Source organism: Leptolyngbya sp. DQ-M1, from assembly GCF_039962505.1.
Lineage (GTDB): Bacteria > Cyanobacteriota > Cyanobacteriia > Leptolyngbyales > Leptolyngbyaceae > Leptolyngbya.
In genome coordinates, this window is sequence record NZ_JAMPLJ010000007.1 from 58,473 (window position 1) to 82,943 (window position 24,471).

Consider the following 24,471-nt stretch of genomic DNA (forward strand, 5'->3'; position numbering starts at 1 on the left):
TTTAATCAAACACAGGTGACTACTCTCCCTGTAATGCTTCGCCCTCAGTCTTAATCAACCGAGCATAAACCCCATCTCGATCGCGCAATTGCTCATGAGTTCCACGCTGTACCACTCGCCCTCGCTCTAGAACAATGATTTCATCACAATCGCGAATCGTACTCAATCGATGCGCCACAATCACGCAGGTACAACCCCGACGACGCAAATTTTGATCAATGATTTTCTCGGTTTCAGTATCTAATGCACTCGTCGCTTCATCCATCACCAAAACACTGGGATTGTAAACGAGCGATCGAGCAAGTTCCAATCGCTGTCGCTGTCCCCCGCTTAAATTCACGGCTCCTTCTAACAACAAAGCATCATATCCCCCTGGAATCGATAGCACCGTGTCATGAATCGCAGCATCCTGGCAAGCATGAATCAGATAGCTATCCGGTACAGTCGCATCCCAAAGCGTCAAATTATCTCGCACAGTTCCCGCAAACAAGAAAATCTCCTGCTCGACCATGGCAACCGAGTGAGTTAACACACTCCGAGGGATCTGCGATCGTGGCTTTCCATCAAACAACACTTCACCCGACCAAGGTTCGTACAGTCCCGTGATCAATTTCGCGATCGTAGATTTGCCAGAACCGCTACCGCCAACTAAGGCAACTCGTTGCCCTGGTTTGACCGAGAGATTGAAATTTTCAATCAAAGCATCCGACGCTCGACTATAGCCATAAGTGATGTTTTTTAGCTCTACATGCCCTTGTAGCTTTGGTGTTTGAAAGACTACAGGCTGTTGTCTGGGTTCAACCTGGGGATCAGTTTCATTCTGAAGCACATCATCAAGCCGATTCAGGCTTCCTTCCAATTCCTGCAAGCTGCTTCCAAAGCTCACTAAACTATTGACAGGTCCTTGAAAGCTTCCCATCAATGATTGGAACGCAATCAGCATTCCAATACTCAAATTGCCATCCATCACTCGAAAGCCACCGACGACTAACAGCAACATCGTAGTCAATGATGAAAGCAATGAAGGTAAAGCTTCCAAAACTTGTCCGACCGTATCTAATTCTTGTTGAGCGTTGATGGCTTTGGCATAGTAACCCGCCCAGCGCGAGAAAAACTCTGATTCTAACCCCGATGCTTTCAAAGTCTCCATGCTTTGCAGTCCCGCGATCGATGCTCCTGCAACTTTGCCATGTTCTTGTACCAGCCGCATATTTGTATCAATCCGCCGCCGCGAAATCCACTGCAACGCAGATACATTGACGATCGCAAAAAACACACCAATGCTAGTTAAAACCAAGTCATACTGAATCATGACCCCCAGGTAAAAAATTAGCATCACGACTTCAATTACGGTACTCGCTAACCTTCCAGACAAAACATCTGAAACATTGTCGTTTAATCTCACTCGGTTACTAATTTCGCCTGCAAATCGTTGTGCATAGAAACTAACTGGTAATCTCAGAATGTGCCAGAGAAATTCACTCGACAGTTTCACTGATAGCTTAACTCTCAGCTTTCTCAGATGGCGCAGTTGCAGTAACGTGAGTAAAGCTTGGAGTAAGCCCGTAATCAGCATTCCTAAGATTAATGGTCGTAACCATTCATACCGACCTTCAATCAGCACATTATCGACAAAAACCTGGCTGAATACAGGAATTGCTAGTCGTGGTAACACCAAAAAGAAACCAGCGATCACACAATACAAAAGTGCACCCGTCGAACTCGACAAGCGATCGACCAGTGCTAGCATTAAACTTGGCTTTCGTCCGCCGCGCTTAAATTCATCAGTCGGTCGAATCACGAGCGCAACTCCCGTGAATGACTCATCAAACTCTTGCAGCGAAACGGTTCTAGGTCCTGTTGCCGGATCGTTGAGATAAACTCGCTGTTCCTGAATGCCCTCAACGACGAGAAAGTGGTTGAAATTCCAGAACACAATGTATGGAGGCGTTAATTCACGAACGGCTTCAATACTTTTCTTGAACCCTTTCGCGCTCATTCCATAGTTTCGCGCTGCCTTCAGCACATTTGAAGCCTTACTGCCATCGCGGGAAACGCTGCATTCTCGACGCAGTTCAGCAAGCGGCACAATCCGTCCGTAGTACGCCAAAATAATTCCTAAAGCGGCGGCTCCACATTCTACTGCTTCCATTTGTAGCACTGTGGGCGTTTTCACACGGCTTGAGGATTGGGAAGATTGGGGGAGCTTGAGCTTAATAAACACCAGTGTACGACCTCAAAATCGGGAGCAAAAATGTAATCGGCGCACGTTCTTCCACCACCACACGGGCGATCGTTGTTGTTCCTGGCGTGATTTTTAGGTCTGGTCCTTTCGATGAAGACCATTCATAGCCGCTAAAATTTCCAGCACCGGGCTGTAGTTCTGCTGTGATTTCAAGCATCGGTCCTTGAGCAGACAATCCTTTTACCAGTTCTTCATTTCCCAGTAGCGCCACTGCCCCAGCTTGGGTCACTGGAAACGGCGATACACTTTTAACCTTGGCAATAATGCCGCCAAACCGCTCACGCTTTACCGTTTGCGGTGTGATTTGAATTTGCATTCCGGGTTTGACTTTTTTACCGTCTCCAATGCTGAAGTAAGTAATGCCTTCGAGTGAGCCAGACTCATTCTCGGCAGCAATCACTCCCACCCGCAGTCCCATTGAGACAAGCTGACCATCGACTGCTGACACTTCCAGCACTCGACCACTGTAAGGACTAACAATCTGACTTTGGTTCTTCAGTTGCAGAGTGAGTTGCGCGATCGCTCGTTGCAGTTCGTTGATCTGATTTTTACGACTTAAGTTCGCTTCAAAGGTCTGTTGTGCGACTGAGGTTTGTCTTGAGTCAAGCTCACGAAGCTGCGATCGCAACTCCGCAATCAAGCTGAGATTTTCTAGATAAGAGCGCTGTGCCTCAGCTTCACGAGTATCGAGTTCTTTAAGCTGTGCTTGAATGTTCGCAATCTGAGCATTTTGATCGAGATACTGTTGCTCGGCTTGCAGAACCAGATCTTCGGTGACATATTGATCTTTGTATAGTTGTCGTCGATTGTCTAATCGTTCTTTGAGTACAGGTTTAAGCGCTTGAGCATCCCTAAGACGCTGCTGCAAATTCTGTCGTTGTACCTCCAGCGAAGTCAGTCCTTTATCTTTCAGCACTGGAGTTAGTTCTTCTGCATTCGCAATGCGCTGAGTTAGGTTGCGCCGTTGCTGCTCGATCGAAGTGGTTTCACTCGCAATTCGCTGCTGTTGCAACTGATTTGCGTCTTCACCCTGAGCTAAGAGTTCGGTGAGTTTGGCTTGTTGTTGCTGAAGCTGTTTTTTTAGTTCGGGTTGGTCGATCGTGGCAATCACATCTCCTTTTTTCACCACATCTCCAACTTTGATCCTAAGATTTTGCAGTTGCCCAGCGCTCGGAGATTGTAGCGAGGTCACTCGACGAGGATAGATTAGCACTCCTTGTCCTGCAACGGTCATCGGAATTCGCCCAAAAATGCTCCAGCCTAGCCCAATGGTTAACAATCCGCCTAATGCTGCAAGCGGTATCCAGGTTTTCGGGCGAACGACTTGCATCAATTGATCCAATCGTTCCGGCGAAGACAGCCGCTCTAGTGATTCCTTACGAAAAACATTTCGATTGGGATTAAACATACAAAGAGCTTCAATTCACTAATGACTTAACTTCCTCTTGCGGATCAATTCAACAAGTTCTGATCGTATCGATAAGCCGATGTTCTCTAATAAACTGCGAATGACACCTAAGATTAGATGGCAATCCTCTTTAGGGATAAACAGAGAATTCACGGATTTTTATTGAGATAATTAGTGAAACTACTTAGGTGTTACGTAGATTTTGCTAAAACTTTACTGATTAAATTGAGTATCTAAATTCAGAAATCAGAGTAAACTGAACTCTGCAACTTTGCAAACGCTGTTAGCAAGCGAACTGATTTGCTTCTGAGTCCTAATTCTAGGAGTACAGAGTATTTACTTGTGCTGGAAATAAGAAACAGATGAAATGTTTAAATTTCGGTATTATTGCAGGACTGAATGCTGCGATCGCGCTGCAATTTGGCATCTACCCAGTTCAGGCTCAATCCCCGCCTCCAGTTCCATCAGCACCGCTTCCCACATTACAACCCAGTGTTCAACCTAAAACTTCGGTGGTTGAAGCTCCCGCAACTCCGTCTGCCGCCGATCTAACGCCCAATCCAAATCGGCTTCAGCTTCCTACTGAGACCAATCAAGTTGAAGTACAAAAAACAGTTGCGATTACCCTGAAGCAAGCGATCGAAACCGCTCAGCGCAACAGTCTTACTTTGCAGGTTGCTCAGGCACAACTGCGGCGATCGCAGGCAGCATTGCGCGAAGCAGAAGCCGCGCTCTATCCAACCTTCAGCTTTCAAGCCAGTCTCAGTCGTGATCTGTCTGCAAGCGGTGATATTGCAGTCCAAGCAACGGAGCGTCAAACCCGTCAACAGATTACTCAAGGAGAAGCAGCGCTCCGTGGTCTACTTGCATCTCCGTCACCAACTGATCCATTAAGTGCTTTCTTACAACGGAATAGCCTCTTGCAGACGCAAGCCCAACTTGCCCAAGGACAAGCTTCGCTCGACGCGCTCAAGAACTATGGCACCACCAGCTTCAACGGTTCTTTTCTACTTGAGTACGCACTCTACACGGGCGGACAAAGACCCGCATTAATTCAAGTGTTTGCAGAACAGGTTCGACAAAATCAATTGGAAGTAGAACGCATTCTGGAACAACTGCAACTAGATATCACCAATGCTTACTATGATGTGCAATCTGCCAACGAGCAAGTTCGGATTGAGACCGCAGCCGTTACCGAAGCAACACGCAGTTTGGACAACACAGAAGCGCTGTCGAAAAATGGATTAGCAACCCGCTTGGATGTTTTAAACACACAAGTTCAATTAGATAATGCCTCACAGCAACTCGTCGTGGCGCAGACACAGCAGCAGGTGAGCCGTAGACGGCTTTCTCGGTTGCTCAATAGTTCGGCAACGATTACTGTAACCGCCGCAGAGCCGGTCAAACTGGCTGAACCTTGGACACTATCATTAGAGGAAAGTATTGTTCAAGCTCTGAAAAAGCGGGTCGAATTGCAGCAGCAACTCGCACAACGCAATATTAGTATCAATCAACGCAAGGCAGCAGAGGCAGCACTCCGTCCGCTAGTGGGGGTGTTCGCAAACTATAACGTATTGGCATTAGGCAATGATGCGCCAGGGGAGGCAGTTAGCCGAGGCTGGGGAGATGGCTATAGCGTCGGAATGCGCGTCCAATGGAAGTTATACGATGGAGGTGCAGCCAGAGCTAGAGCAGCGCAAGAAACGGAAAACATTGCGATCGCAGAAACCCGATTCGCGGAAACTGGGCAGCAAATCCGGTTGGATGTGGAGCAAAGCTACTTTAACTTACAGTCGAACCTGAAGAATGTTCAGACTGCGACTGCTTCCCTGAATCGAGCCAAAGAAGCGTTACGTGCAGCTAGAGTCCGGTTTGGAGCGGGAGTTGGACTTCAAAACGATGTGCTAGATGCAGAAAGTCGATTGACCCAGGCAGAAGGCAATTTAGTTCAGGCGACTCTGGGATATAATCGAGCGCTAGCTGCACTGAAGCGAGCCGTGAGTTGGGTAGAAAGTAGCCCGAATGGGCAGGGCTAGTTTATTGGAGAAAGAAAAAGCAGAATGAAAGCGTTGTTCCTGCCGTGAATAGCCCGTGAGCCTGATTGAGCATCTCAATCAAGTGCGCGACTTCCGCACTCATTCTCAGTATGAGCTATGGGTGATCCGATTGCGGGTCGTGATGGGCGTGCTGAGTGGCTGTACGAGCTATCGAGCGTTAGAAGAATTTGTGACACGGCGTCAAAAAGCATTGCTGAAATTGCTGGAACTGCCCTATGCTCGCTTGCCCTCGTACTCGACGATTTGCAAAGCAATTGAGCGTGTTTCATATGCGTCGCTGACAAGTGCATTCCCCAAGAGTACGAGACCTATCCAATTGGGCGGAGTAGCGCGAGACGGATAGCTGAAAGGCGATGCTGCATCAAGCAATTATCACCCTGCGGTGGGGCATCACGCGGAGTCTAAATAACGCTCGTGGAGGCGATAGGGGCTGCCCAGCCGATGAAACGAGTAGCCGAACGCTTGCCTACCCGGACGCTGTAATCTCCAATTCAGCGTCCGGGTAGGCAAGCTAGTAGGATATGTCACACCCGTGGCACTCTCAGATGCTTCGAGAGCGTACTGACACTAACTCCGGTAGGTAGAATTGCACCTTTGAGATAGGTCTGGTTCAGAGTAGCTTCACTTAAGCTGGTATCGCTTAAATTCGCCTCAGTAAGATTTGCTCTAGTGAGGTTCGCTTCAGTTAATGTTGCCCCAGTCAGAATTGCACCTGTAAGATTGGCGCAACTTAGGTTAGTTCGAGTTAGATTTGCCTTTGTTAAGTTCGCACCACTTAGATTGATACCCATAAGGTTTACATTTCTGAAGTTGACTGCCATTAAATTCAGATTTCGGAAGTCCCGTTGTCCCGCAGCATATCGGCTCAGAATTTCTTTGGTATTCATTTGTGTTTTAGCCTAAGTAAAGAACAATAGATCGCTGAATCGAAAAGCAGGATCAGCGATCGCAAACAAGGCAGACTCTACATTTACAAGGGTTGCCTGTAAGATAGAGTTGTGCTTAAAACCCGTTGAGAACTAACGTCGAGAAGAGCCACCTCTGCGATCCCAACTTCCCCCTGAAGAACCTTTCTCCTCACGTGGCTTCGCCTTATTGACGGTCAAATCGCGCCCCATCCACTCGGCTCCATCGAGCGCACCGATCGCAGCCTCTTCTTCTGCTTCAGTTGCCATTTCGACAAATGCAAAGCCCCGAACTCGTCCCGTCTCCCGATCGGTCGGTAACTGAACCCGCTTGACTGTTCCATATTCTGCAAAGACTTCGCTGAGACTGTCTTGCATCACTTCGTAAGAAAGATTACCAACATAGATAGACATAAAAATGGCTCCAGAATCACAATGTAGAGAGATTTAGGTTCGGAGCAACACTTATATTTACATAATAAGGCATTACATAGCCGAAAATATCGCTTTAGTCTCCAGCCTAACACAGCTTCAAAGAGTGCGACGATCGTATAGAGCAATAGAGAAACGACAAATTGGGGATTGTCAGTCAATTGTTGCTGATCGCGCCTTTAATCGAAACCGCTAGAGACACTTCTAAAGGTATAGAGCCGATCTGAACTCCGCTTATATGATGAGGGGTAGAAGTTTATTAAGAAGTGTAACAATGCAATCGAACAAAGCGACTAACTTACCTCCTGTTGCCACCGAATACAATGGTGTCGATCGCAACGCTTTTCTTTTCGGCTTTAATCCTCAAGCAGAACTCTGGAACGGTCGGCTAGCAATGATTGGATTTGCTGCTTACTTATTGTGGGACTTAGCGGGCTTTAGTGTTCTGCGAAACGTTTTGCACTTGATTAAGTAGATTTGAGAATGCTTTCTCTGAGCTGCAAACTGTTGACTCAGGAGTAAGCATTAAATAATCTAGCCCCCAAATTTGAAGCGATTCGCCGCTCTAGTTCGGGGGCTTTGAAGTTTTAAGTCTTCTCCAGCAAAGGCAGCGTCAAATTCAATCCGAAATGAACGCAACTTCGGGTATGGTCGAACTCGGTCGAACGTTCTCAAGAATCGGCTCCATCGGCTGGAATCCGCGAAGTTGAACAATTCGTTTGGCTCGAAGCCGTAGGATTGGAACTGATACTGTGGTCAGGACAGTTCGAGGAAACAATAACGCCCTAGTTTGTGTCAAAATCTCCTGCGATCGCTCACAGTAATCCTACGTTTCTAAACAACGAGTTAAACTTTCAGCCCTAAGAGAATGACATCGTGATCCATACCCCACGATCGCGCCACCTGCGGCAAATATCCCCATTGCTCAAAACCGAATTTTTTCAGCAAAGTTACACTCGGTTGATTCTCAGCAAACACCACTGCAATCAAGGTGTTGATCTCTAGCTTTGGAGCCTGTCCGATCGCATAACTGAGTAACGTTTGTCCGACTCTCTGACGCTGAAATTCGGGTGCAACATACAAGCTAAACTCAGCGGTCGATTGATAAGCGGCTCTACCATAGTACATTTTGAGTCCAAGCCATCCCGCGATCGCATTGTCTCGCTCTAGTACCCAGAGTGGATATCGGCTCGAATAGCTATGAAACCAATCCAAGCGACTTTCCACGGTTACAGGTTCAATGTCGGCGGTGATCGTATGAGCGGCGATCGCGTGATTGTAGATTGTCACGATCGCGCTTAAATCAGACTCAACGGCATTTCGGATCATCGGGACGTAACCTGCTGAGAAATCCACTGAAGATAAGGATGCGAACCTGCCACAATCGGAAGGGCAATAATTTCGGGTATTTCGTAGGAGTGAAGTTCACGAATTTTGGCTTCGAGCGCAGCGAAGCGATCGAGATCCGTTTTGATCATCAATTGCCATTCTTCTGCGTGTTCGAGTTCGTCTTGCCAAGTGTAAATCGATTGCACCGGGAAAAGTGTGACACAGGCTGCTAACTTTGCCGAAACGAGCGATCGGGCAAGGGTTTCTGCTTCGGATTTCGATGCAGCCGTGACGAATACGACTCCATACGTTGCTTCTGCCATGAGTTCTCTACAATAAATATGCTTGTTTTCAGTTTAGGTGAGTCGGGATGAGTGGGAAAATTCTGTTAACGCTAATTTGGGTGGGGTTTGTTGGATATGCGTTTACGCTTGCGCCTCCCAATCAGCCGGATACGTTTGAGTTGATCAAAAATCTTTCAACGGCGAATGTCGCGGGAATTAATCCCTTGATCGTCGCGCTGTTTAATATCATGGGCTTTTTGCCATTGGCGTATGCTTGCATTACGTTTTTAGACGGTCGATCGCAAAAGATTCCAGCGTGGCTGTTTACAGCAGCATCCTTTGGAGTGGGTGCGTTTTCGCTATTGCCATATCTGATCTTTCGCAAATCCAATCCGACGTTTACCGGACAGAAGAACTGGTTTCTGAAGTTGATGGATTCGCGAATTACAGGCGGCGTGATCGCGCTGGGTGCGATTGGATTATTTCTCTACGGTGTGACAAATGGCGATTGGAGTAATTTCGTGCAGCAGTGGAAAACCGATCGATTCATTCATGTGATGAGTTTAGATTTTTGTTTGTTGTGTGGACTATTTCCCGTGTTATTGCAAGATGACATCAAACGACGGGGTTTAGAGAATTCTCAAGCGTTTAGGATTCTGTCATTTCTGCCCTTCTTTGGAGCGTTGATGTATTTGGTACTGCGTCCATCGACGATCGAACCATCCACTTCTGTGTCCCCTGAAAAAGTCCCGGCATGAACTGGCAAACTCCACCGGACAAATTGAGGCTGGGCGATTCAGAGGTTCACATCTGGCTGACGAACTTAGACGCGATCGCACCCTCATTTGAGATGCTCTCGATCGATGAACGATCGAGAGCCGATCGCTTTAAGTTCGAGCAGCATCGACAGCGATTTATTGCGGGGCGGGGATTTCTGCGATCGCTCCTCAGTCGCTACCTCAATACTGATCCTACGACTTTAGAATTTGACTATGGCGCACACGGAAAGCCATTTCTCAAGCATTCAACCCTTCAGTTTAATCTGGCACATTCACAGCATTTAGCGCTTTATGCTGTCACTTACGATCGTGCAGTTGGCATTGATATTGAACAGATTCGAGTGATCGATCAGGTTGAGAGATTAGTGCAACGGTTTTTTCTACCCTCAGAAGCCGAAGCAGTTCAGACACAGCCTGATTTATTTTTTCAGTATTGGACGTGCAAAGAAGCGTTTCTCAAAGCAACAGGCATCGGGCTTTCAGGGCTGAAAGAGATAGAAATTAATCATTTTCAGATAAAAAACATTCCACCTGAAGCTCGATCGCAACAATGGCAACTGCATCCCATTACAATCAGCGATCAATTTGCAGGCGCGATCGTGATTGAGCAAAATTGTTCTCAGTTAGACCTGCGCTACTTTCACATTGAAGCGAGTTCAACAGATTTACACGCTTTACGAATTCAGGATTACAGGGAATAATGGGGCATTCTTTCTCTAGCCCGGATTATGACTTTATCTGCTCAACGATCGCTGAAACACTCGGCGCTTTGCTTCTTACTTTCTGTGCCTGTTTGGTTAACGGCTTGCTCGACCGCGCCTCAAACTTCGACCACGACTTCTAGCCCTGCTTCCCCAGTCGCCGCAACAAACGAGAACAAACCTGCAAAGTTTGCCTTAATTTTGAGCGCTCCGCCAACAGACAAATCCTGGAACCAAAAAGCCTTTGAAGCTGCCCAAGCACTCAAAGCCAAAGGAGTCGAAGTGGCAGTGTCGGAGTCAGTCTCTAACTCGGATGTCGAACGAGTGCTAAGGCAATATGCAGAAGCGGGATTTACGACGATCGTCGCGCATTCTTTTAACTATGGCGATGCTGTCTTCAAGGTGGCAAAAGAGTTTCCGAATGTGAACTTTGCTTGGGCAGGTGGGATTAACAAAACCGCGACTAATGTTGCAGACTATGATCAGCCATTTTATCAAGGCGCTTACTTAGTGGGCATCGTGGCAGCAAAACTCAGCAAGACCGGAAAGCTGGGAGCGCTTTCTGGGTTTGATATTCCCGTGTGTCATGCCATGGGTGAAGCGATGTTAGCGGGGGCAAAAACCGTTCGTCCGGATGTGACATTGACCAGTGCTGCAGTGGGAGATTGGTACGATGTGGCAAAAGCCAAAGAAGCCGCATTATCACAGGCAGAAACTGGGGTAGATTATTGGATCGGCTGTGGACAAGGGCCGACGATCGGGCAAATCGAAGCCGCAAAACAAAAGGGGGGCTATGTCACAAGCTACGTCGGCGATATGTCTTCAATGGGCGAAAAAGTCGTTGCAACGAATTTGATTTGGAACTTAGAGCCACTGTTCAGCCGGATGCTCGAAGACACCAAAGCGAAGAAGTTTGCCAACCAGTATTACAAAATGGGCGTTGCTGACAATGTGGTCAGCGTTGAAGTGAATCCAGCCGTGAAAGATAAAGTGCCGGCTGATCAACTCAAGGCGTTAGAAGCGGCTCGCGCCAAGATTGCGTCTAATGAGCTGAAAGTTCCATTTGTGCCGAAGAAATAGACGGTAACTGTTGTTCTAAGGTGCAGACTATGACTTCCAAATCAGACGCGATCGCAATCGAGATGCGCGGCATCACTAAGCGATTTCCGGGAACGATCGCGAACCAAGCGATCGACTTTACGGTAAGAGCAGGTGAGATTCACGCGCTCTTGGGTGAAAACGGTGCGGGTAAAACTACATTGATGAACATTCTCTGTGGACTCTACGCGCCAGATCTGGGAGAAATTCGATTGTTTGGTCAGTCGGTGCAGTTTCGCTCTCCCAAGGCTGCGATTCGTGCTGGAATTGGCATGGTGCATCAACACTTTATGCTGGTTGAGTCGTTTACTGTGGCTGAGAACATTGTCTTGGGAACGACTCGATCGCTAATGCGAGAACCACCTCAACGCCTTCACACCAGAATTCAAGGTTTAGCGGATCAGTATGGTTTGAAGCTTGATCCGGCGGCGAAAGTGTGGCAGTTGTCCGTGGGGGAACAACAGCGCATCGAAATTCTCAAAGCGCTTTATCACAATGCTCGAATTCTGATCTTGGATGAGCCAACCGCAGTGTTGACTCCACAAGAAGCCGAAGATTTGAGTGCAACATTACGATCGCTCTCTGCTCAAGGAACTACGATTATTTTTATCTCACACAAGCTCAAGGAAGTGATGTCCCTGTGCGATCGAGTCACGGTTCTGCGCGATGGGCAGACTGTTGGAACTGTTGTGATCAAGGACTGTACAGAAAAAGCGTTAGCGCAAATGATGGTCGGACGCGAGGTTGATTTATCACGTAAGTCACAAAGGTCGTCCAAAGCAACCACACCAGCATTAACGCTAAAAGATGTTTGGGTGATGGGCGATCGAAGTCTTCCAGCATTGCGAGGCATCAATCTAACAGTTCATGCAGGTGAGATCTTGGGGATTGCTGGTGTGGATGGGAACGGACAACGAGAACTAGAAGAAGCGATCGTCGGCTTACGAACGGTACAAGGTGAAATTAAGTTAGACGGCAAGTTAGCTCACATTCCCTCGGATCGCTATTCGATGGGATTGTTAACCGAGTTTTCGATCGCAGAAAACTTCGTTCTTAAAGATATCCAGCATCCGCCGTTTAGCTGGAAAGGTTTACTCCGCCCACAGTTGATCTTTAAGAATGCGATCGACCTCATTCAACGGTTTCTCATTCGTACCCCTTCTCCGAATGTTCCTGCTGGAAAATTGTCCGGCGGCAATGCCCAAAAAGTAGTGTTTGCAAGAGAACTATCTCGCGATCATCAAGTGCTATTAGCAGCACAACCCACACGCGGATTGGACATTGGTGCAACGGAATTTGTACATAGTCAATTGATCGCCCGGCGTGATGCAGGAACGGCTGTTTTATTGATCTCGACTGAGCTTGATGAAGTTATGCGATTAAGCGATCGGATTGCCGTGCTGTACGAAGGCAAAATTGTCGAAGTTCTGGATGTTGCACAAGCAAATCTCGATCGACTTGGACTATTAATGGCAGGGAGGAACCACGCTTGAATCTCACGCTTTCCCGATCAGTTCAACTGAGAGCCTTTGCTCCTTGGATGGGTGGATTGATTGCACTGTTACTGGGCGCTGTGTTGATTCAATTAAGCGGTGCGAATCCGCTCCAAGCCTACGGGGTTATGCTTGCGGGTGCATTTGGTGGCTTTCGGCAGCTCACTGAAACATTGTTAAAAGCAACGCCACTGTTAATCATTGGGTTGGGAATGACGATCGCGTTTCGCTGTCGCGTGTGGAACATTGGTGCAGAAGGACAGTATTACATTGGGGCATTGTTGGGAAGCATTGTTGCCCTGAAATTGCCGGGCTTGAATGCTGTTATTCTAATTCCATTGATGCTAATGGCTGGAATGCTGGGTGGTGTGATTTGGAGCGCGATCGCCGGACTCCTACACCTAAAGCGCGGCATGAATTTGATTATTTGCACCTTAATGCTGAACTATGTCGGAATTCTGCTGGTGCAATATGCAGCGCGGGTTCCTTTACAGCAACCGGATGGATTTTTGCCCGAATCGGCTCAGTTTAGTGTTGCAGCTCAGATTCCAACCTTGTTTGGAACCCGATTGCATTTGGGAATGGTTCTGGCAGTGTTGCTGGTGGGTGGGGTTTACCTGCTGCTGTGGCGGACTCCGCTTGGGTTTCAGCTTCGGGCAGTCGGATCACACCTAAGTGTGGCACGTTGCGCGGGAATGAAGGTCGATCGTAGCATTCTCACAGCATTGTTACTGAGTGGCGCGCTCTCAGGACTGGCAGGCATCCTCGAAGTGAGCTACACCTACACGCGGCTAAAAGGAGATATTTCAGATAGCTATGGATTTAGTGGCATTCTCGTTGCATTGTTGGGTCAACTGCACCCGATCGGCGTTTTGATTGCTGCGGTGTTATTTTCAGCATTAATGGTTGGGGCACAGTCGCTCAATGTTGTATTGCAAATTCCCGCTTCGGTGGCAGAAGTGATTCAAGCATTAGTGGTGCTGTTTGTGCTGGCGGGTCATGCTATTTCGCGACAATCTGAATCGGAGTAAGAGCAATGCCGTGGGAACAGATTTTAACCTGGAGTTTTGTCGTCGGTTTGCTGACCGCAGGCATTCGATTAGCAGTGCCTGTATTGTTAGCGGTGCTTGGAGAAATTATCTCAGAGCGATCGGGCGTGATGAATCTCGGACTCGAAGGTGTGATGCTGGTCGGAGGATTATCGGGATTCATTGTTGCCTATCAATTAGAGCAAGCCGGGATTAGCGGCGCGGACTGGTTTGGATTGTTCGCAGGGCTATCTGGAGGAGCAATCATGGGGTTGCTGATGGCGGTTTTAGCGGTTCGATTTAAGACGGATCAAGTGGTGACAGGGGTAACACTCGTATTGCTTGGACAAGGCTTAACTTCATTTGTATTTCGCAAATTTAGCGCTCTATCTGGGACGCGGGTGAAAGGCTTAGAAGCTTGGGCAATTCCGGGACTCTCAAAGATTCCAGTGATCGGAGATATTCTGTTTAATCACAACGCGATCGTCTATCTCACGGTGATCTTAGTGATTCTCTGCTCGGTTTTTCTCTTTCGCACCAATTGGGGACTGGCGTTACGTGCAGTGGGAGAAAATCCCGCAGCCGCAGAAACCTCTGGATTGAACGTCGATCGCATTCGTACTCTTGCGGTGATGGTTGGGTCAGCCTTTGCCGGGTTCGGGGGAGCTGTGCTGACGGTGGCGCAGCTCAATATCTTTACCGAAGGCATCATTGCGGGGCGGGGCTGGATTGCGATCGCGCTCGTCTTTTTCTCGCGCTGGCAACCGATTTGGGGATTAGTCGGGGCGGTGTTGTTCGGGGTTGCCGATGCGCTGCAATATCGAATTCAGGCATTCGGGTTAAAGGATCTTCCCTATGAATTTCTATTGATGCTACCGTATGTGTTGACGCTGCTCGTCTTGTTACGCGGAACTGTTCGCAGCGATACGCCTGCTGCGTTAGGTGTCCCGTACTTTAAAGGTAAACGGTAAGCTGGAGAAGCTCAAATGGTTGGATTGATCGCTGCACCTCAAAAGAACAATCGCTCGATTGAGTCGGTGTTGCTAGATGAATGGTATCCCGTCGCGCGATCGAGTGAAATTCAGCCCGGAACAGCGCGATCGGTGCAACTGTTTGAGACGGATTTGGTACTATGGCGCGGTGAAAATACTGGGGTCGTGGCATGGCTCGATCGTTGTCCCCATCGCAGCGTTAAGCTCTCTCCCGGAACGGTCGAAGCAGATACTTTAGTATGTCCTTATCATGGACTCGCCTTTGATGCTCAAGGGCAATGTGTCAAAGTTCCAGCGCATCCGAACTATCCCCCGCCCAAGCAAGCCTGCACCACAACCTTCCCGGTACTGGAGCGATATGGCGTAATTTTTGTTTCATTGGGCGATCCGCCTGTCGATGTTGTCCCTTTTGCAGAATGGGATGATCCAGACTATCGCACTTATCTAAGCGGCGGACATCGATTTCGCTGTAGTGGATTAAGAGCGATCGAAAACTTTCTGGATGTAGCACATTTGCCGTTTGTTCATGCGGGGATCTTAGGTGTGCCCGAACAGCCTGTGATCGAAGACTACGAAGTTCAGACGATCGACACCGGCATTTACATGAGAAACATTCAAGTCTGGCAACCTGATCCCGATGGCACAGGCAAAGACGGGCTTGCGACCTACGACTATTGGACGCTTCGACCGTTAATGGTTGCTCTGAAGAAAGAAAGAGCGAGTGGGCAAACCATGGTGCTGCTTTACTGTGTCGCTCCGATTTCCGAAGAAGAATGCGTCGGCTGGATGTGGGGCGCTTTGAACTATGCTCATCACATTCCAGAAGCAGACCTTGTGGCATTTCAAGACACCGTGATCTTGCAAGATGTCGCGAACCTGGAATCCCACAACCCGAAGCGACTTCCGCTTGAGCCGCAGATGGAATTTCATCTGCCGAGCGATCGTGCTTCTTTGGCGTACCGCAAGTGGTTAAAACAGAGCGGTGTCACTTATGGAACCGTGCGCTAATTTGAGTTAAATCTATCCACAGGTACAAGACAGTAATACCCTTTTCGATAAATAGTCAAATACGGAGAATCGCGCTATAGGAAATACATGTGATCTTGCGTCTTAGGAACGCAGATTTATTCATGCTAGAATTTTCGCCCTCATCCCCTAACTCCTTCTCTCACTTGAGGGTAAGGACGAATTAGTCTTGTCATGAGCGCTCTCTTATTGAGTCCCCGTTCCTTAGCGATCAAATTTGCTAACCTTAAAGGCGATCGCTCGTCGATTATTAATGCGAGAAGACCAGGATAAATTAAGTGCTGCATTCGCCTGACATCAGTAAAGCCTTCGTTCGCATTACCGAGAGCCTAGCACAGCGCTCCTCAAGAACACCAAATTTTCAAGCAGAAAATCGGGCACTGCAAATCCTGGCGCAACAACTTGCAGGAGATGCTCGATCGCTGCTCAAAACCCTGACCCATCTGGCGATCGAACTCTGTCAAGCCGATGCCGTTGGAATCAGCCTGCTCGAAGACACTATGTTTCGATGGGTGTCGATTTCAGGAACCCTCAGCCATTGGGAGGCTCAAACTGTCGCCGTCGATTTGAGTCCCTGTGGCACAACCGTCCGAACTCGGCAACCGCAGTTGTATACCTGCCCGGAAATCTATTTCTCCGACCTATGTCATCTCGATCGTCCACTGGCTGAAGTGCTGTTGATTCCTTTGTTTGCCGATCAGCAAGTCCTTGGCACTATTTGGACGGTTACCCATGATCTTGATCGTCATTTCGACCTCGAAGACCTGCGCATTTTGACCAATCTCTCTGGCTTTATCAGTGCAGCGTTAGCGAACCTAAGAGTTAGACAAACTGCTGAGGAACTCCTTCAGCGCGAACAAGCCTTTAACAAAGCTGCAAATCGAGCGATCGACATTCTCGAAAGCACAACGGATTGCTTTGTGTCCCTCGATCACGATTGGCGCATTACCTATGTGAATCAAGCCACCGCAAAACTCAATGCGCTCTCCCCGGCTGAGATGATCGGGAAGACGCACTGGGAAATGTGGTCTTGGTCGGCTGGAACTATTGTCGAACACAATTATCGTCAAGCGGTTGCAACTCAAACTCCGGCGCACTTTGAGGTGCTGTATGAACCCCTGGAGATGTGGTTAGAGATTCATGCTTATCCCTCGATCGACGGTCTCAATCTATTCTTTCGCAACATCAGCGATGCAAAGCACCGCGAAGTGGAACGCAAACGAGCGGAACTGCTTTTAAGCCAACAATATGCCGAAATTGAAGCGATTTACAACACGGCTCCGATCGGCTTGGCGGTTCTAGATCTTAACTATCGCTTTGTGCGCCTCAACCCGAAGTTGGCGGAAATTGACGGACGGTCTGTGGAAGATCATTTAGGTCGATCGATACGCGAAATTGTGCCCGCCCTTGCCGACCAATTAGAACCCATCTTTCAGCAGCTCTTAGCGACCGGAGAGACGGTGTTAAATCTCGAAATTAGCGGCGAAACTCCCTCGCAACCCGGACAGCAGCGCGTCTGGCTGGGAAGCTGGTTTCTGCTGCGTGATTCAAACGGTGAGAGTATTGGCATCAATGCAGTCGTGCAGGAAATCACCAGCCGTAAGCAGTCCGAAGCAAAGCTGAGTGAAAGTGAAGAACGCCTACGTATGGCGCTGGTGGCTGCTAATCAAGGTCTGTATGATCTGAACGTGCAGACCGGAGAAACGATCGTCTCTCCCGAATATGCTCAGATGCTTGGTTACGATCTAGAAACGTTCTGCGAAACGAATGCGGCGTGGCAAGAACGGCTGCACCCGGACGATTGGGAAGCCGTGAGCCGAAATTACAAAGACTATATCTCTGGTAAACGCAGCGACTATCGCGTTGAATTTCGCCAACGGACACGATCGGGCAATTGGAAGTGGATTCTATCGCTCGGCAAAATTGTCGCTTGGGATGCCGATGGACGACCCCTGCGAATGCTGGGAACGCATACGGATATCGACGATCGCAAAGCTGCCGAAGCCGAACGCGAACAGCTTCTACTGAGAGAACAAGCTGCCAGAGAAGAAGCCGAACGCGCAAACCGCATCAAAGACGAATTTCTCGCTGTCCTCTCTCACGAACTCAGAACCCCGCTGAATCCGATTCTCGGCTGGAGCAAACTGTTGCAAACCGGAAAACTCGATGCAGATCGAACCCGGCAAGCTCTCGTCACGATCGAGCGCAATGCCCAACTGCAAACCCAACTGATCGATGATTTGCTCGATGTCTCGCGGATTTTGCGCGGCAAGCTGACTTTAAATGCTCAGCCCGTGAACCTAAAAACCGTGCTCGAAGCGGCGATCGAAACCGTTCGCCTCGCCGCCGAAGCCAAATCAATTCAGATCGAAACTGCATTCGATGGGATTGGTATAGTTCTCGGCGATTCGGGGCGATTACAGCAAGTCGTCTGGAACCTGCTAACCAATGCGGTGAAATTTACCCCGCCGCACGGACGAGTCAAAGTCGAACTGACAGCAACCGTAACTCAGGCTCAAATCCAGGTCATCGATACCGGGAAGGGCATTGCTCCTGGATTTTTACCACAGGTTTTTGAGCAATTTCGACAAGCGGATTCTTCCACCACGCGCCGATTTGGAGGGCTAGGCTTGGGGCTGGCGATCGCTCGTCAATTGGTCGAACTGCATGGCGGCACGATCGCAGCCGCAAGTCCCGGAGAAGAACAAGGCGCAACCTTCACCGTTTGCCTGCCGCTGGCTTCAGCGTTTGCGATCGCGTCGTGCCCCGGAGGGTTCACCGCTCCAAACTCACCAACTTCAGGCTCTCTCGCAGGAGTCCGAGTCTTACTGGTCGATGATGAAACGGATGCACGAGAGCTCGCACAGTTTATTTTGCAGCAAGCGGGCGCGATCGTCTTGAGTACAGCATCGGCAACTGTGGCGCTACAAATTCTGCAAGGAGCGACTGTTGATCTACTGATAAGTGATATTGGAATGCCCGACTGTAATGGCTATCAACTACTCAAAGCCATTCGCTCTCGTGGGCATCAATTTCCTGCGATCGCGCTTTCTGCTTACGCAGGAGAACTCAATCAAGCGAAATCGCATCAGGCAGGATTTCAGCAGCATCTCTCGAAACCGCTTGATCCAGCTTTACTGATTACTGCCATCACTACCTGCTTGTATCCTGCTTCATAAAATCTTTCTTTAAGGCGACGAGACCGCTTTATCTTTGGTGTATATCTACACTGAGCGACTCTTGTGCCTGTGTTATGACGATTCGCCCGTCCTCTGTCTTTTCCGCTATCATTCGTCGAATTCGGCAGCGCCTCGGATTAATTTCGCTCGATCGTCAGTCTCAGCCCCCCCAACAGCAAATTCTCGACATTCTCGAAAGCATTTCCGATGCGTTCTTCTCGCTTGACCAACAATGGCGCTTTACCTATGTCAATTCTCAAGCCACACAGGTTCTGAATCGCTCAAAAGCAGACCTCATTGGGAAAAGCATTTGGGAAGTATTCCCTGAAGCGGAAGACAGTGTATTTGGACAAGAATACCGGCGGGCTTTGGCTGAACGAATCACGGTGAGCCTGGAGGCTTTTTATCCACCCTTGAATGCTTGGTTTACAGTCCGCGCCTATCCGATCGTCTCCGGGCTTGCGGTGTACTTTCAAGATGTGACCGCACAAAAATCAGCAGAAGCCGTTCAGCTTCAGCAGCGGCAAACGGCTCAGCACCGACGCGCCGAAATTGAGGCAATTTACGCCACTGCGCCTGTAGGACTGTGCTTTAACGATACCGACTTGCGCTATGTGCGGATCAATCAACAATTAGCAGAAATTAATGGCGTTCCAATCCAGCAGCACCTCGGACGAACGGTGCGCGAGGTGCTTCCAGAACTTGCAGATCAGCTAGAACCAATCTACCGACAAGTGATCGAGACTGAGAAACCTATTCTTAATCTGGAAGTGAGCGGCATGAATCCGGCTCAGCCTGGAGTGCTGCGAACTTGGCTATCGAGCTTTTACCCTCTTAAAAGCGAGGACGATCACGTTTTGGGCGTAAATGTCGTGGTGCAGGAAATCACCGCACTCAAGCAGCGAGAAACCGAACGCAAACAAGCAGAGGAAGCCCTACGACAATCCGAAGAACGCTATCGATCGCTGTTTAACTCGATCGATGAAGGTTTTGCCGTCATTGAACTCCTGTTCGACGACGCTGACAAAGCGATCGATTATCGCTTTGTCGAAGTCAATCCAATCTTTGAGCAACAAGCCGGACTCAAGAATGCAGTCGGAAAAACAATACGTGAGTTCGTTCCTGATCTTGAGAGTCATTGGTTTGAGATTTATGGCAGAGTGGCGCTAACTGGAGAACCCGTTCGGTTTGAAAATGGTTCTGAATCGATGAACCGCTGGTTTGATGTCTATGCGTTTCGCGTCGAGGAACCCGAAAAGCGCAAAGTCGCGATTTTGTTTAGAGATGTCACCGATCGCAAGCGCACCGAGAAGGAACTGCGCCAGAAGAACGCCATTTTGAATGTGATTAACGCCGCCGCTCCAACGCCGATTTTTGTCAAAGACCGAGCCGGACGAATTATCTATGCCAATCCTGCCACGCTAGAAACGTTAGGTAAGACGGCAGATCAGGTGATCGGATATCGCGACTCTGAAATCTACTCTCCACCCGAACTCGGTGAGATCGTCTCAGAAAACGACCAGCGCATCATGACCACCGGACAAACCGAAGTCGTCGAAGAGTCTCCCGATGGCATTCGCACTTTTTTGGGAACGAAAACGCCTTATCGCAATGAAACAGGAGAAGTGATTGGCTTAATTGGCATCTCGAATGACATCACCGAACGAGTACAATTCGAGCGCGAACGAGAACGCCTATTTCAGCAAGAGCAAGCTGCCCGCGAAGCCGCAGAGCAAGCCAACCGCCTCAAAGACGAATTTCTCGCAGTTCTCTCTCACGAACTAAGAACGCCCCTGAATCCCATTTTGGGCTGGATTAGACTGTTACAAAACGGGCGCTTAGATCCTGCAAGAACCGCAGAGGCACTGAATACGATCGAGCGCAACGCCAAACTTCAAACCCAACTGATCGATGATCTGCTCGATATTTCTCGCATTATGCGCGGTAAGCTCAGCCTCAACCGCTACCCTGTCAATGTTGCCTCAGTGATTCAAGCCGCTGCAGAGACGATTCGACTCACCGCCGAAGCCAAACAAATCACCTTTGACTTGCAATCTGATCGCCAAGATTACTTTGTGTTTGGGGATGCGGGACGATTGCAGCAAGTGTTTTGGAATTTGCTCTCCAACGCTGTGAAATTCACCCCAGAAGCGGGAAGAGTGACGATTCATCTGACGCAAATCGAGCATCAGGCTCAGGTGCAAATTACGGATACAGGAATTGGAATTCGCCCAGACTTTTTGCCTCATCTGTTTGAACACTTTCGGCAAGAGGACGGCTCAATTACTCGCAAGTTTGGCGGCTTAGGATTGGGGTTAGCAATCGCTCGTCAAATCATGGAATTACACAGCGGCACGATTTCCGCCGAAAGCCAGGGAGAAAATCAAGGCGCAACGTTTACGGTGCAATTGCCATTACTTCCGCAAGTTCCAGAGGAAGCGGTTGCTTCTACACCTGTCACGCCTCCTACGGTGGATGTACCCTTGGGCGGGATTCGAGCAGTGATCGTCGATGATAACGCTGACACACGAGAATTTCTCACCTTCTTATTAGAAACAAACGGCGCGACCGTAATCACGGTTGACTCAGCCCTTGAAGCGTTGATTTTGGTTAAGCAAGCTCCACCTGACATTCTCCTGAGTGATATTGGAATGCCAGAAATGACGGGTTATGAGTTCATTCGAGCCGTTCGCGCCGCGAAGATTGCAATTCCTGCGATCGCGCTGACCGCTTATGCGAAGGAGTTCGATCGCCAACAAGCCCTTGAATCTGGATTTCAGCAGCATCTTGCAAAGCCAATCCAGCCAGAAGCGCTCGTTGCAGCCGTGCTGGAGCTAGTTCAGCAAAGCGCTGCTCGCGATTCCCAGAGTTAAAGCTCCCAGACTAGAATGGCAGCAACGACTACCGACGCATAAGGAATACGGCTATGAAGTTTTCGACCGAGCAACTAAGGCGCAGCGCAGGAATCAGTTTGCTAGGATTTGCGATGACCGCTTGCTCCCTAACTGCCGCGAATACGGTTGCGCCCGCTCAAAGCCCCTCAGATGCTGCTCAGATATCTTCTGCCCAAACGCCTCAAGGATTTCAGCAAACAACGATCGTGTCAGGATTAGAACGCCCGTGGAGTATGGCATGGCTTCCCGATGGCGCGATGCTGATTACCGAGAAAGCCGGACGGCTACGGCTGGTGCGAAATGGCGTGTTAGATTCGACTCCGATCGCGGGAGTTCCAGAAGTGATGTCAGCAGGTCAGGGCGGTCTGCTGGATGTCTCGATTCATCCCCGATTTGCCCAAAACCGCTGGGTGTATTTAACTTATTCGCATGGAACTCAGAGCGCAAATCGGACTCGTGTAGCGAGAGCCACGTTTGATGGCAAAGCGCTGCGGGATTTGCGCGTGATTTTTGAAGTGAAGCAAGCGAAATCCGGCGGACAGCATTTCGGGTCGCGGATTCTTTGGCTACCGGATGGCACAATGCTGGTCGCGATCGGCGATGGTGGTAATCCGCCCGTTCAGCTAGAGGGTGAGTTGATTCGCAAGCAGGCGCAAAATTTACGCAGTCGCCTCGGTAAGATTGTGCGGCTAAATGACGATGGCTCAGCGCCACGTGATAACCCCTTTGCAACGAATCAAACCGCAGATCCAGCGATCTGGAGCTATGGACATCGCAATATTCAAGGGTTGGCGTTTGACCCGCTCAAGCAGCGAGTTTGGGCAACTGAACATGGGGCGCGGGGCGGTGATGAGCTGAATCTAGCGCAAGCAGGTAAGAATTACGGCTGGCCCGTTGTGACTTATAGCCGAGAATATTTTGGCGGGGAGATTTCGACAGCGCGATCGCGCTCCGGTATGGTGAGTCCGAAAGTCGTTTGGACTCCGGCAACGGCTCCTTCGGGATTGGCGTTTTATACGAGCGATCGCATTCCGGCTTGGAAAGGTGATTTGTTTGCGGGCGGATTGGTGTCTCAAGATGTACGGCGCATTGATCTTGATGAAACGGGAAATGTGCGAGGGCAGCAGAGGATTGCGATCGGGCAGCGAGTACGCGATGTGCGGCAGAGTCCCGATGGATTGCTGTATGTTCTTACGGACGGATCAGGAGACGGGCGTTTAATTCGACTAGAGCCGCCAGGGAGCTAAAAAGCGCAAGTTCGATGGGTATGACCTTCAACCTGTCCGACTCATCGCCATGTAGCTCGGTGTAAGCAGAAATGGAGCAGCCTCCATGACCGGATAACGAATCCACGGAATCGGGCGATTGACGAGCCAAATTCCACCCGCTGAAAGAACGCTCGCAACCGTTCCAAGCTTTAAACTGATCCACAGCGGCGACGAGGGGCGATTTACTGTTGCCGCCTTGCGGAGAATTTTTGAATCAAAATCTGGAATCAAATCGCCGATCGCGTCTCGTAATTCTGCCTCGGTTGCAGGTGTTCCCGACCGGAGGCGTAATCTCTCCAAACGACGAAGGGCAAGCTCAAACTGAACTTGCCCAATCTTACACGAACCAAGACATCGTCGAACCTCAGTCTGGAGGATGTAAAATGCTTGATTGTTCAAACGCTTCATTCAAACGAAACCCTATCACAACGCAATGTTATTAGGGTTCCCGTCACTCAAACCGAAATGCGGCGGAGAATCGCAAATTCTATGAATTAGTCGTTTGAGTTGCCAGCATTTGTTTGAGTTTTTCCAGTTCTTGTGCCCAGCGCGGATCGGGTTGAACCGAGTCAGGATCAGCAGTAGAAGTGGTGGTGCGGCGCGATTTGTTGTTGTTGTTCGTGTTGCCGCCTTTGCGCTTTCCACCGGCCGACGCGACGGGTGCTGCTGCGGGTTCATCAGCTTTGTCTTTCGATCGAGGCAACGCTTTTTCAATTTTGATCGCGTTGTCCTTGATGCTGACTCCGTTGTATTTCTCAATGAATTGATCCGCCAATTCATCAGATTTGACGGTGACGAAGCCAAAACCGCGGCATTTACCGGTTTTGCGATCGGTGATCAGCTTGGCGGAGACTCCTTCTCCTGCATCCGCAAATGCAGCTTCGAGGTCTTGCCGACTTAAATCTTCGGGCAAATTGCCCACATATAGACGAATTGACATATCGAGACACCTCCAGACTTTGATCCTAATACATGGTACGGACGCTTACCACACATCCCTCAGCTACACCTTTCGTTTTCTTGGCTCAGGTTAGACGATACAGACATTTCTGCCACCTTTCGTCAGGACTACATGAAGCAGCACGATCGCACTGCTGACCCTTCCTCCGGAGATTTCAAACCAAACCCGGAAAATCTCCATAGGGTTCGATTCTTGTCGCTGGGCGATGATCGCGGGATTTGAGGTTAAGCAACTTGGTCACTGTGTCCCAAGGATATGCACCACTCTTAAAGGTATCATGCTCGTCTCTCAGATTCGAGCCACCTGAACAATTTCCCTCCTGAGTGCTATTTCGATTGTTAGAGCCTGGAAAATTGTTAGAGTCTGCAAAATTTTGCTTCCGTTGTGAGACA

21 protein-coding genes are annotated in these 24,471 nt (G+C 49.2%); 13 read left to right on the plus strand and 8 right to left on the minus strand.

Features of this window, described 5'->3' with window-relative positions:
- Window positions 1-19: 19 nt before the first annotated feature.
- Together NC981_RS19985 and NC981_RS19990 are read right to left on the minus strand one after the other, a co-directional pair.
- The gene (locus NC981_RS19985; protein WP_348244544.1) at window positions 20-2,224 is read right to left on the minus strand and encodes an NHLP family bacteriocin export ABC transporter peptidase/permease/ATPase subunit; all 2,205 of its coding nucleotides are present in this window, start codon (window positions 2,222-2,224) and stop codon (window positions 20-22) included.
- Entirely contained in the window at window positions 2,214-3,653 is a 1,440-nt protein-coding gene (locus NC981_RS19990) for an NHLP bacteriocin system secretion protein (protein WP_348244545.1), read from the minus strand. Before NC981_RS19990 ends, NC981_RS19985 begins: the two co-directional genes overlap by 11 nt.
- Before the next feature lie 362 nt (window positions 3,654-4,015).
- Between NC981_RS19990 and NC981_RS19995 the strand changes: the two genes are divergently transcribed.
- The gene (locus NC981_RS19995; protein WP_348244546.1) at window positions 4,016-5,689 is read left to right on the plus strand and encodes a TolC family protein; all 1,674 of its coding nucleotides are present in this window, start codon (window positions 4,016-4,018) and stop codon (window positions 5,687-5,689) included.
- A 55-nt stretch (window positions 5,690-5,744) separates the two neighbouring features.
- On the plus strand, window positions 5,745-6,053 hold the full coding sequence (locus tag NC981_RS20000) for a transposase family protein (protein WP_348244547.1): 309 nt from the start codon (window positions 5,745-5,747) through the stop codon (window positions 6,051-6,053).
- A 181-nt stretch (window positions 6,054-6,234) separates the two neighbouring features.
- Here NC981_RS20000 and NC981_RS20005 read toward each other — a convergent pair whose 3' ends face one another.
- Both NC981_RS20005 and NC981_RS20010 read right to left on the minus strand, forming a co-directional pair.
- Window positions 6,235-6,597: a pentapeptide repeat-containing protein gene (locus NC981_RS20005; RefSeq protein ID WP_348244548.1), complete on the minus strand. Its 363-nt coding sequence runs from the start codon at window positions 6,595-6,597 to the stop codon at window positions 6,235-6,237.
- Between the two features lie 132 nt (window positions 6,598-6,729).
- Window positions 6,730-7,029 (minus strand): RNA-binding protein, encoded by a 300-nt coding sequence (locus NC981_RS20010; protein WP_190375275.1) that lies wholly within the window; start codon window positions 7,027-7,029, stop codon window positions 6,730-6,732.
- Window positions 7,030-7,321: 292 nt separating this feature from the next.
- On the opposite strand from NC981_RS20010, the gene NC981_RS20015 reads away from it, so the two are divergent.
- On the plus strand, window positions 7,322-7,522 hold the full coding sequence (locus NC981_RS20015) for a chlorophyll a/b-binding protein (protein WP_058994885.1): 201 nt from the start codon (window positions 7,322-7,324) through the stop codon (window positions 7,520-7,522).
- A 371-nt stretch (window positions 7,523-7,893) separates the two neighbouring features.
- On the opposite strand, the gene NC981_RS20020 is transcribed toward NC981_RS20015, so the two are convergent.
- Both NC981_RS20020 and cutA read right to left on the minus strand, forming a co-directional pair.
- On the minus strand, window positions 7,894-8,376 hold the full coding sequence (locus NC981_RS20020) for an N-acetyltransferase family protein (protein ID WP_348244549.1): 483 nt from the start codon (window positions 8,374-8,376) through the stop codon (window positions 7,894-7,896).
- On the minus strand, window positions 8,373-8,699 hold the full coding sequence (gene cutA / locus NC981_RS20025; RefSeq protein WP_348244550.1) for a divalent-cation tolerance protein CutA: 327 nt from the start codon (window positions 8,697-8,699) through the stop codon (window positions 8,373-8,375). The genes NC981_RS20020 and cutA overlap by 4 nt, the downstream gene beginning before the upstream one ends.
- Before the next feature lie 47 nt (window positions 8,700-8,746).
- On the opposite strand from cutA, the gene NC981_RS20030 reads away from it, so the two are divergent.
- From NC981_RS20030 to NC981_RS20075, 10 genes are all read left to right on the plus strand, one after another.
- On the plus strand, window positions 8,747-9,418 hold the full coding sequence (locus tag NC981_RS20030; RefSeq protein ID WP_348244551.1) for a DUF2834 domain-containing protein: 672 nt from the start codon (window positions 8,747-8,749) through the stop codon (window positions 9,416-9,418).
- The gene (locus NC981_RS20035; protein WP_348244552.1) at window positions 9,415-10,140 is read left to right on the plus strand and encodes a 4'-phosphopantetheinyl transferase superfamily protein; all 726 of its coding nucleotides are present in this window, start codon (window positions 9,415-9,417) and stop codon (window positions 10,138-10,140) included. The genes NC981_RS20030 and NC981_RS20035 overlap by 4 nt, the downstream gene beginning before the upstream one ends.
- A 27-nt stretch (window positions 10,141-10,167) precedes the next feature.
- The gene (locus NC981_RS20040) at window positions 10,168-11,220 is read left to right on the plus strand and encodes a BMP family protein (protein ID WP_348244553.1); all 1,053 of its coding nucleotides are present in this window, start codon (window positions 10,168-10,170) and stop codon (window positions 11,218-11,220) included.
- Between the two features lie 29 nt (window positions 11,221-11,249).
- Window positions 11,250-12,731, plus strand: coding sequence for an ABC transporter ATP-binding protein (locus tag NC981_RS20045; protein WP_348244554.1), 1,482 nt, complete (start codon window positions 11,250-11,252; stop codon window positions 12,729-12,731).
- Entirely contained in the window at window positions 12,728-13,762 is a 1,035-nt protein-coding gene (locus NC981_RS20050) for an ABC transporter permease (protein WP_348244555.1), read from the plus strand. The genes NC981_RS20045 and NC981_RS20050 overlap by 4 nt, the downstream gene beginning before the upstream one ends.
- Window positions 13,763-13,767: 5 nt before the next feature.
- Window positions 13,768-14,730: an ABC transporter permease gene (locus NC981_RS20055; protein ID WP_348244556.1), complete on the plus strand. Its 963-nt coding sequence runs from the start codon at window positions 13,768-13,770 to the stop codon at window positions 14,728-14,730.
- Between the two features lie 15 nt (window positions 14,731-14,745).
- On the plus strand, window positions 14,746-15,759 hold the full coding sequence (locus NC981_RS20060; protein ID WP_348244557.1) for an aromatic ring-hydroxylating dioxygenase subunit alpha: 1,014 nt from the start codon (window positions 14,746-14,748) through the stop codon (window positions 15,757-15,759).
- 296 nt (window positions 15,760-16,055) lie between these two features.
- On the plus strand, window positions 16,056-18,956 hold the full coding sequence (locus NC981_RS20065) for a PAS domain-containing protein (RefSeq protein ID WP_348244558.1): 2,901 nt from the start codon (window positions 16,056-16,058) through the stop codon (window positions 18,954-18,956).
- A gap of 74 nt (window positions 18,957-19,030) precedes the next feature.
- The gene (locus NC981_RS20070; protein WP_348244559.1) at window positions 19,031-21,829 is read left to right on the plus strand and encodes a PAS domain-containing protein; all 2,799 of its coding nucleotides are present in this window, start codon (window positions 19,031-19,033) and stop codon (window positions 21,827-21,829) included.
- 53 nt (window positions 21,830-21,882) lie between these two features.
- Window positions 21,883-23,097, plus strand: a complete 1,215-nt coding sequence (locus NC981_RS20075) for a PQQ-dependent sugar dehydrogenase (RefSeq protein WP_348244560.1) — start codon at window positions 21,883-21,885, stop codon at window positions 23,095-23,097.
- A 27-nt stretch (window positions 23,098-23,124) separates the two neighbouring features.
- Here the strand turns inward: NC981_RS20075 and NC981_RS20080 are convergent, their stop codons facing one another.
- Window positions 23,125-23,526, minus strand: coding sequence for a hypothetical protein (locus tag NC981_RS20080; RefSeq protein ID WP_348244561.1), 402 nt, complete (start codon window positions 23,524-23,526; stop codon window positions 23,125-23,127).
- Between the two features lie 79 nt (window positions 23,527-23,605).
- A complete protein-coding gene (locus NC981_RS20085; protein WP_190375263.1) occupies window positions 23,606-24,058 on the minus strand; it encodes an RNA-binding protein in 453 nt (150 codons plus the stop codon).
- Window positions 24,059-24,471: the final 413 nt, after the last annotated feature.

What these genes read in the sequence shown, in the direction of transcription:
- NC981_RS19990 (WP_348244545.1), bottom strand. Translation starts at nt 3,653, where the DNA reads ATGTTTAATCCCAATCGAAATGTTTTTCGTAAGGAATCACTAGAGCGG.
- NC981_RS19995 (WP_348244546.1), top strand. Translation starts at nt 4,016, where the DNA reads ATGAAATGTTTAAATTTCGGTATTATTGCAGGACTGAATGCTGCGATC.
- NC981_RS20005 (WP_348244548.1), bottom strand. Translation starts at nt 6,597, where the DNA reads ATGAATACCAAAGAAATTCTGAGCCGATATGCTGCGGGACAACGGGAC.
- NC981_RS20010 (WP_190375275.1), bottom strand. Translation starts at nt 7,029, where the DNA reads ATGTCTATCTATGTTGGTAATCTTTCTTACGAAGTGATGCAAGACAGT.
- NC981_RS20015 (WP_058994885.1), top strand. Translation starts at nt 7,322, where the DNA reads ATGCAATCGAACAAAGCGACTAACTTACCTCCTGTTGCCACCGAATAC.
- NC981_RS20020 (WP_348244549.1), bottom strand. Translation starts at nt 8,376, where the DNA reads ATGATCCGAAATGCCGTTGAGTCTGATTTAAGCGCGATCGTGACAATC.
- cutA (WP_348244550.1), bottom strand. Translation starts at nt 8,699, where the DNA reads ATGGCAGAAGCAACGTATGGAGTCGTATTCGTCACGGCTGCATCGAAA.
- NC981_RS20030 (WP_348244551.1), top strand. Translation starts at nt 8,747, where the DNA reads ATGAGTGGGAAAATTCTGTTAACGCTAATTTGGGTGGGGTTTGTTGGA.
- NC981_RS20035 (WP_348244552.1), top strand. Translation starts at nt 9,415, where the DNA reads ATGAACTGGCAAACTCCACCGGACAAATTGAGGCTGGGCGATTCAGAG.
- NC981_RS20040 (WP_348244553.1), top strand. Translation starts at nt 10,168, where the DNA reads ATGACTTTATCTGCTCAACGATCGCTGAAACACTCGGCGCTTTGCTTC.
- NC981_RS20045 (WP_348244554.1), top strand. Translation starts at nt 11,250, where the DNA reads ATGACTTCCAAATCAGACGCGATCGCAATCGAGATGCGCGGCATCACT.
- NC981_RS20055 (WP_348244556.1), top strand. Translation starts at nt 13,768, where the DNA reads ATGCCGTGGGAACAGATTTTAACCTGGAGTTTTGTCGTCGGTTTGCTG.
- NC981_RS20060 (WP_348244557.1), top strand. Translation starts at nt 14,746, where the DNA reads ATGGTTGGATTGATCGCTGCACCTCAAAAGAACAATCGCTCGATTGAG.
- NC981_RS20070 (WP_348244559.1), top strand. Translation starts at nt 19,031, where the DNA reads ATGACGATTCGCCCGTCCTCTGTCTTTTCCGCTATCATTCGTCGAATT.
- NC981_RS20075 (WP_348244560.1), top strand. Translation starts at nt 21,883, where the DNA reads ATGAAGTTTTCGACCGAGCAACTAAGGCGCAGCGCAGGAATCAGTTTG.
- NC981_RS20080 (WP_348244561.1), bottom strand. Translation starts at nt 23,526, where the DNA reads ATGAAGCGTTTGAACAATCAAGCATTTTACATCCTCCAGACTGAGGTT.
- NC981_RS20085 (WP_190375263.1), bottom strand. Translation starts at nt 24,058, where the DNA reads ATGTCAATTCGTCTATATGTGGGCAATTTGCCCGAAGATTTAAGTCGG.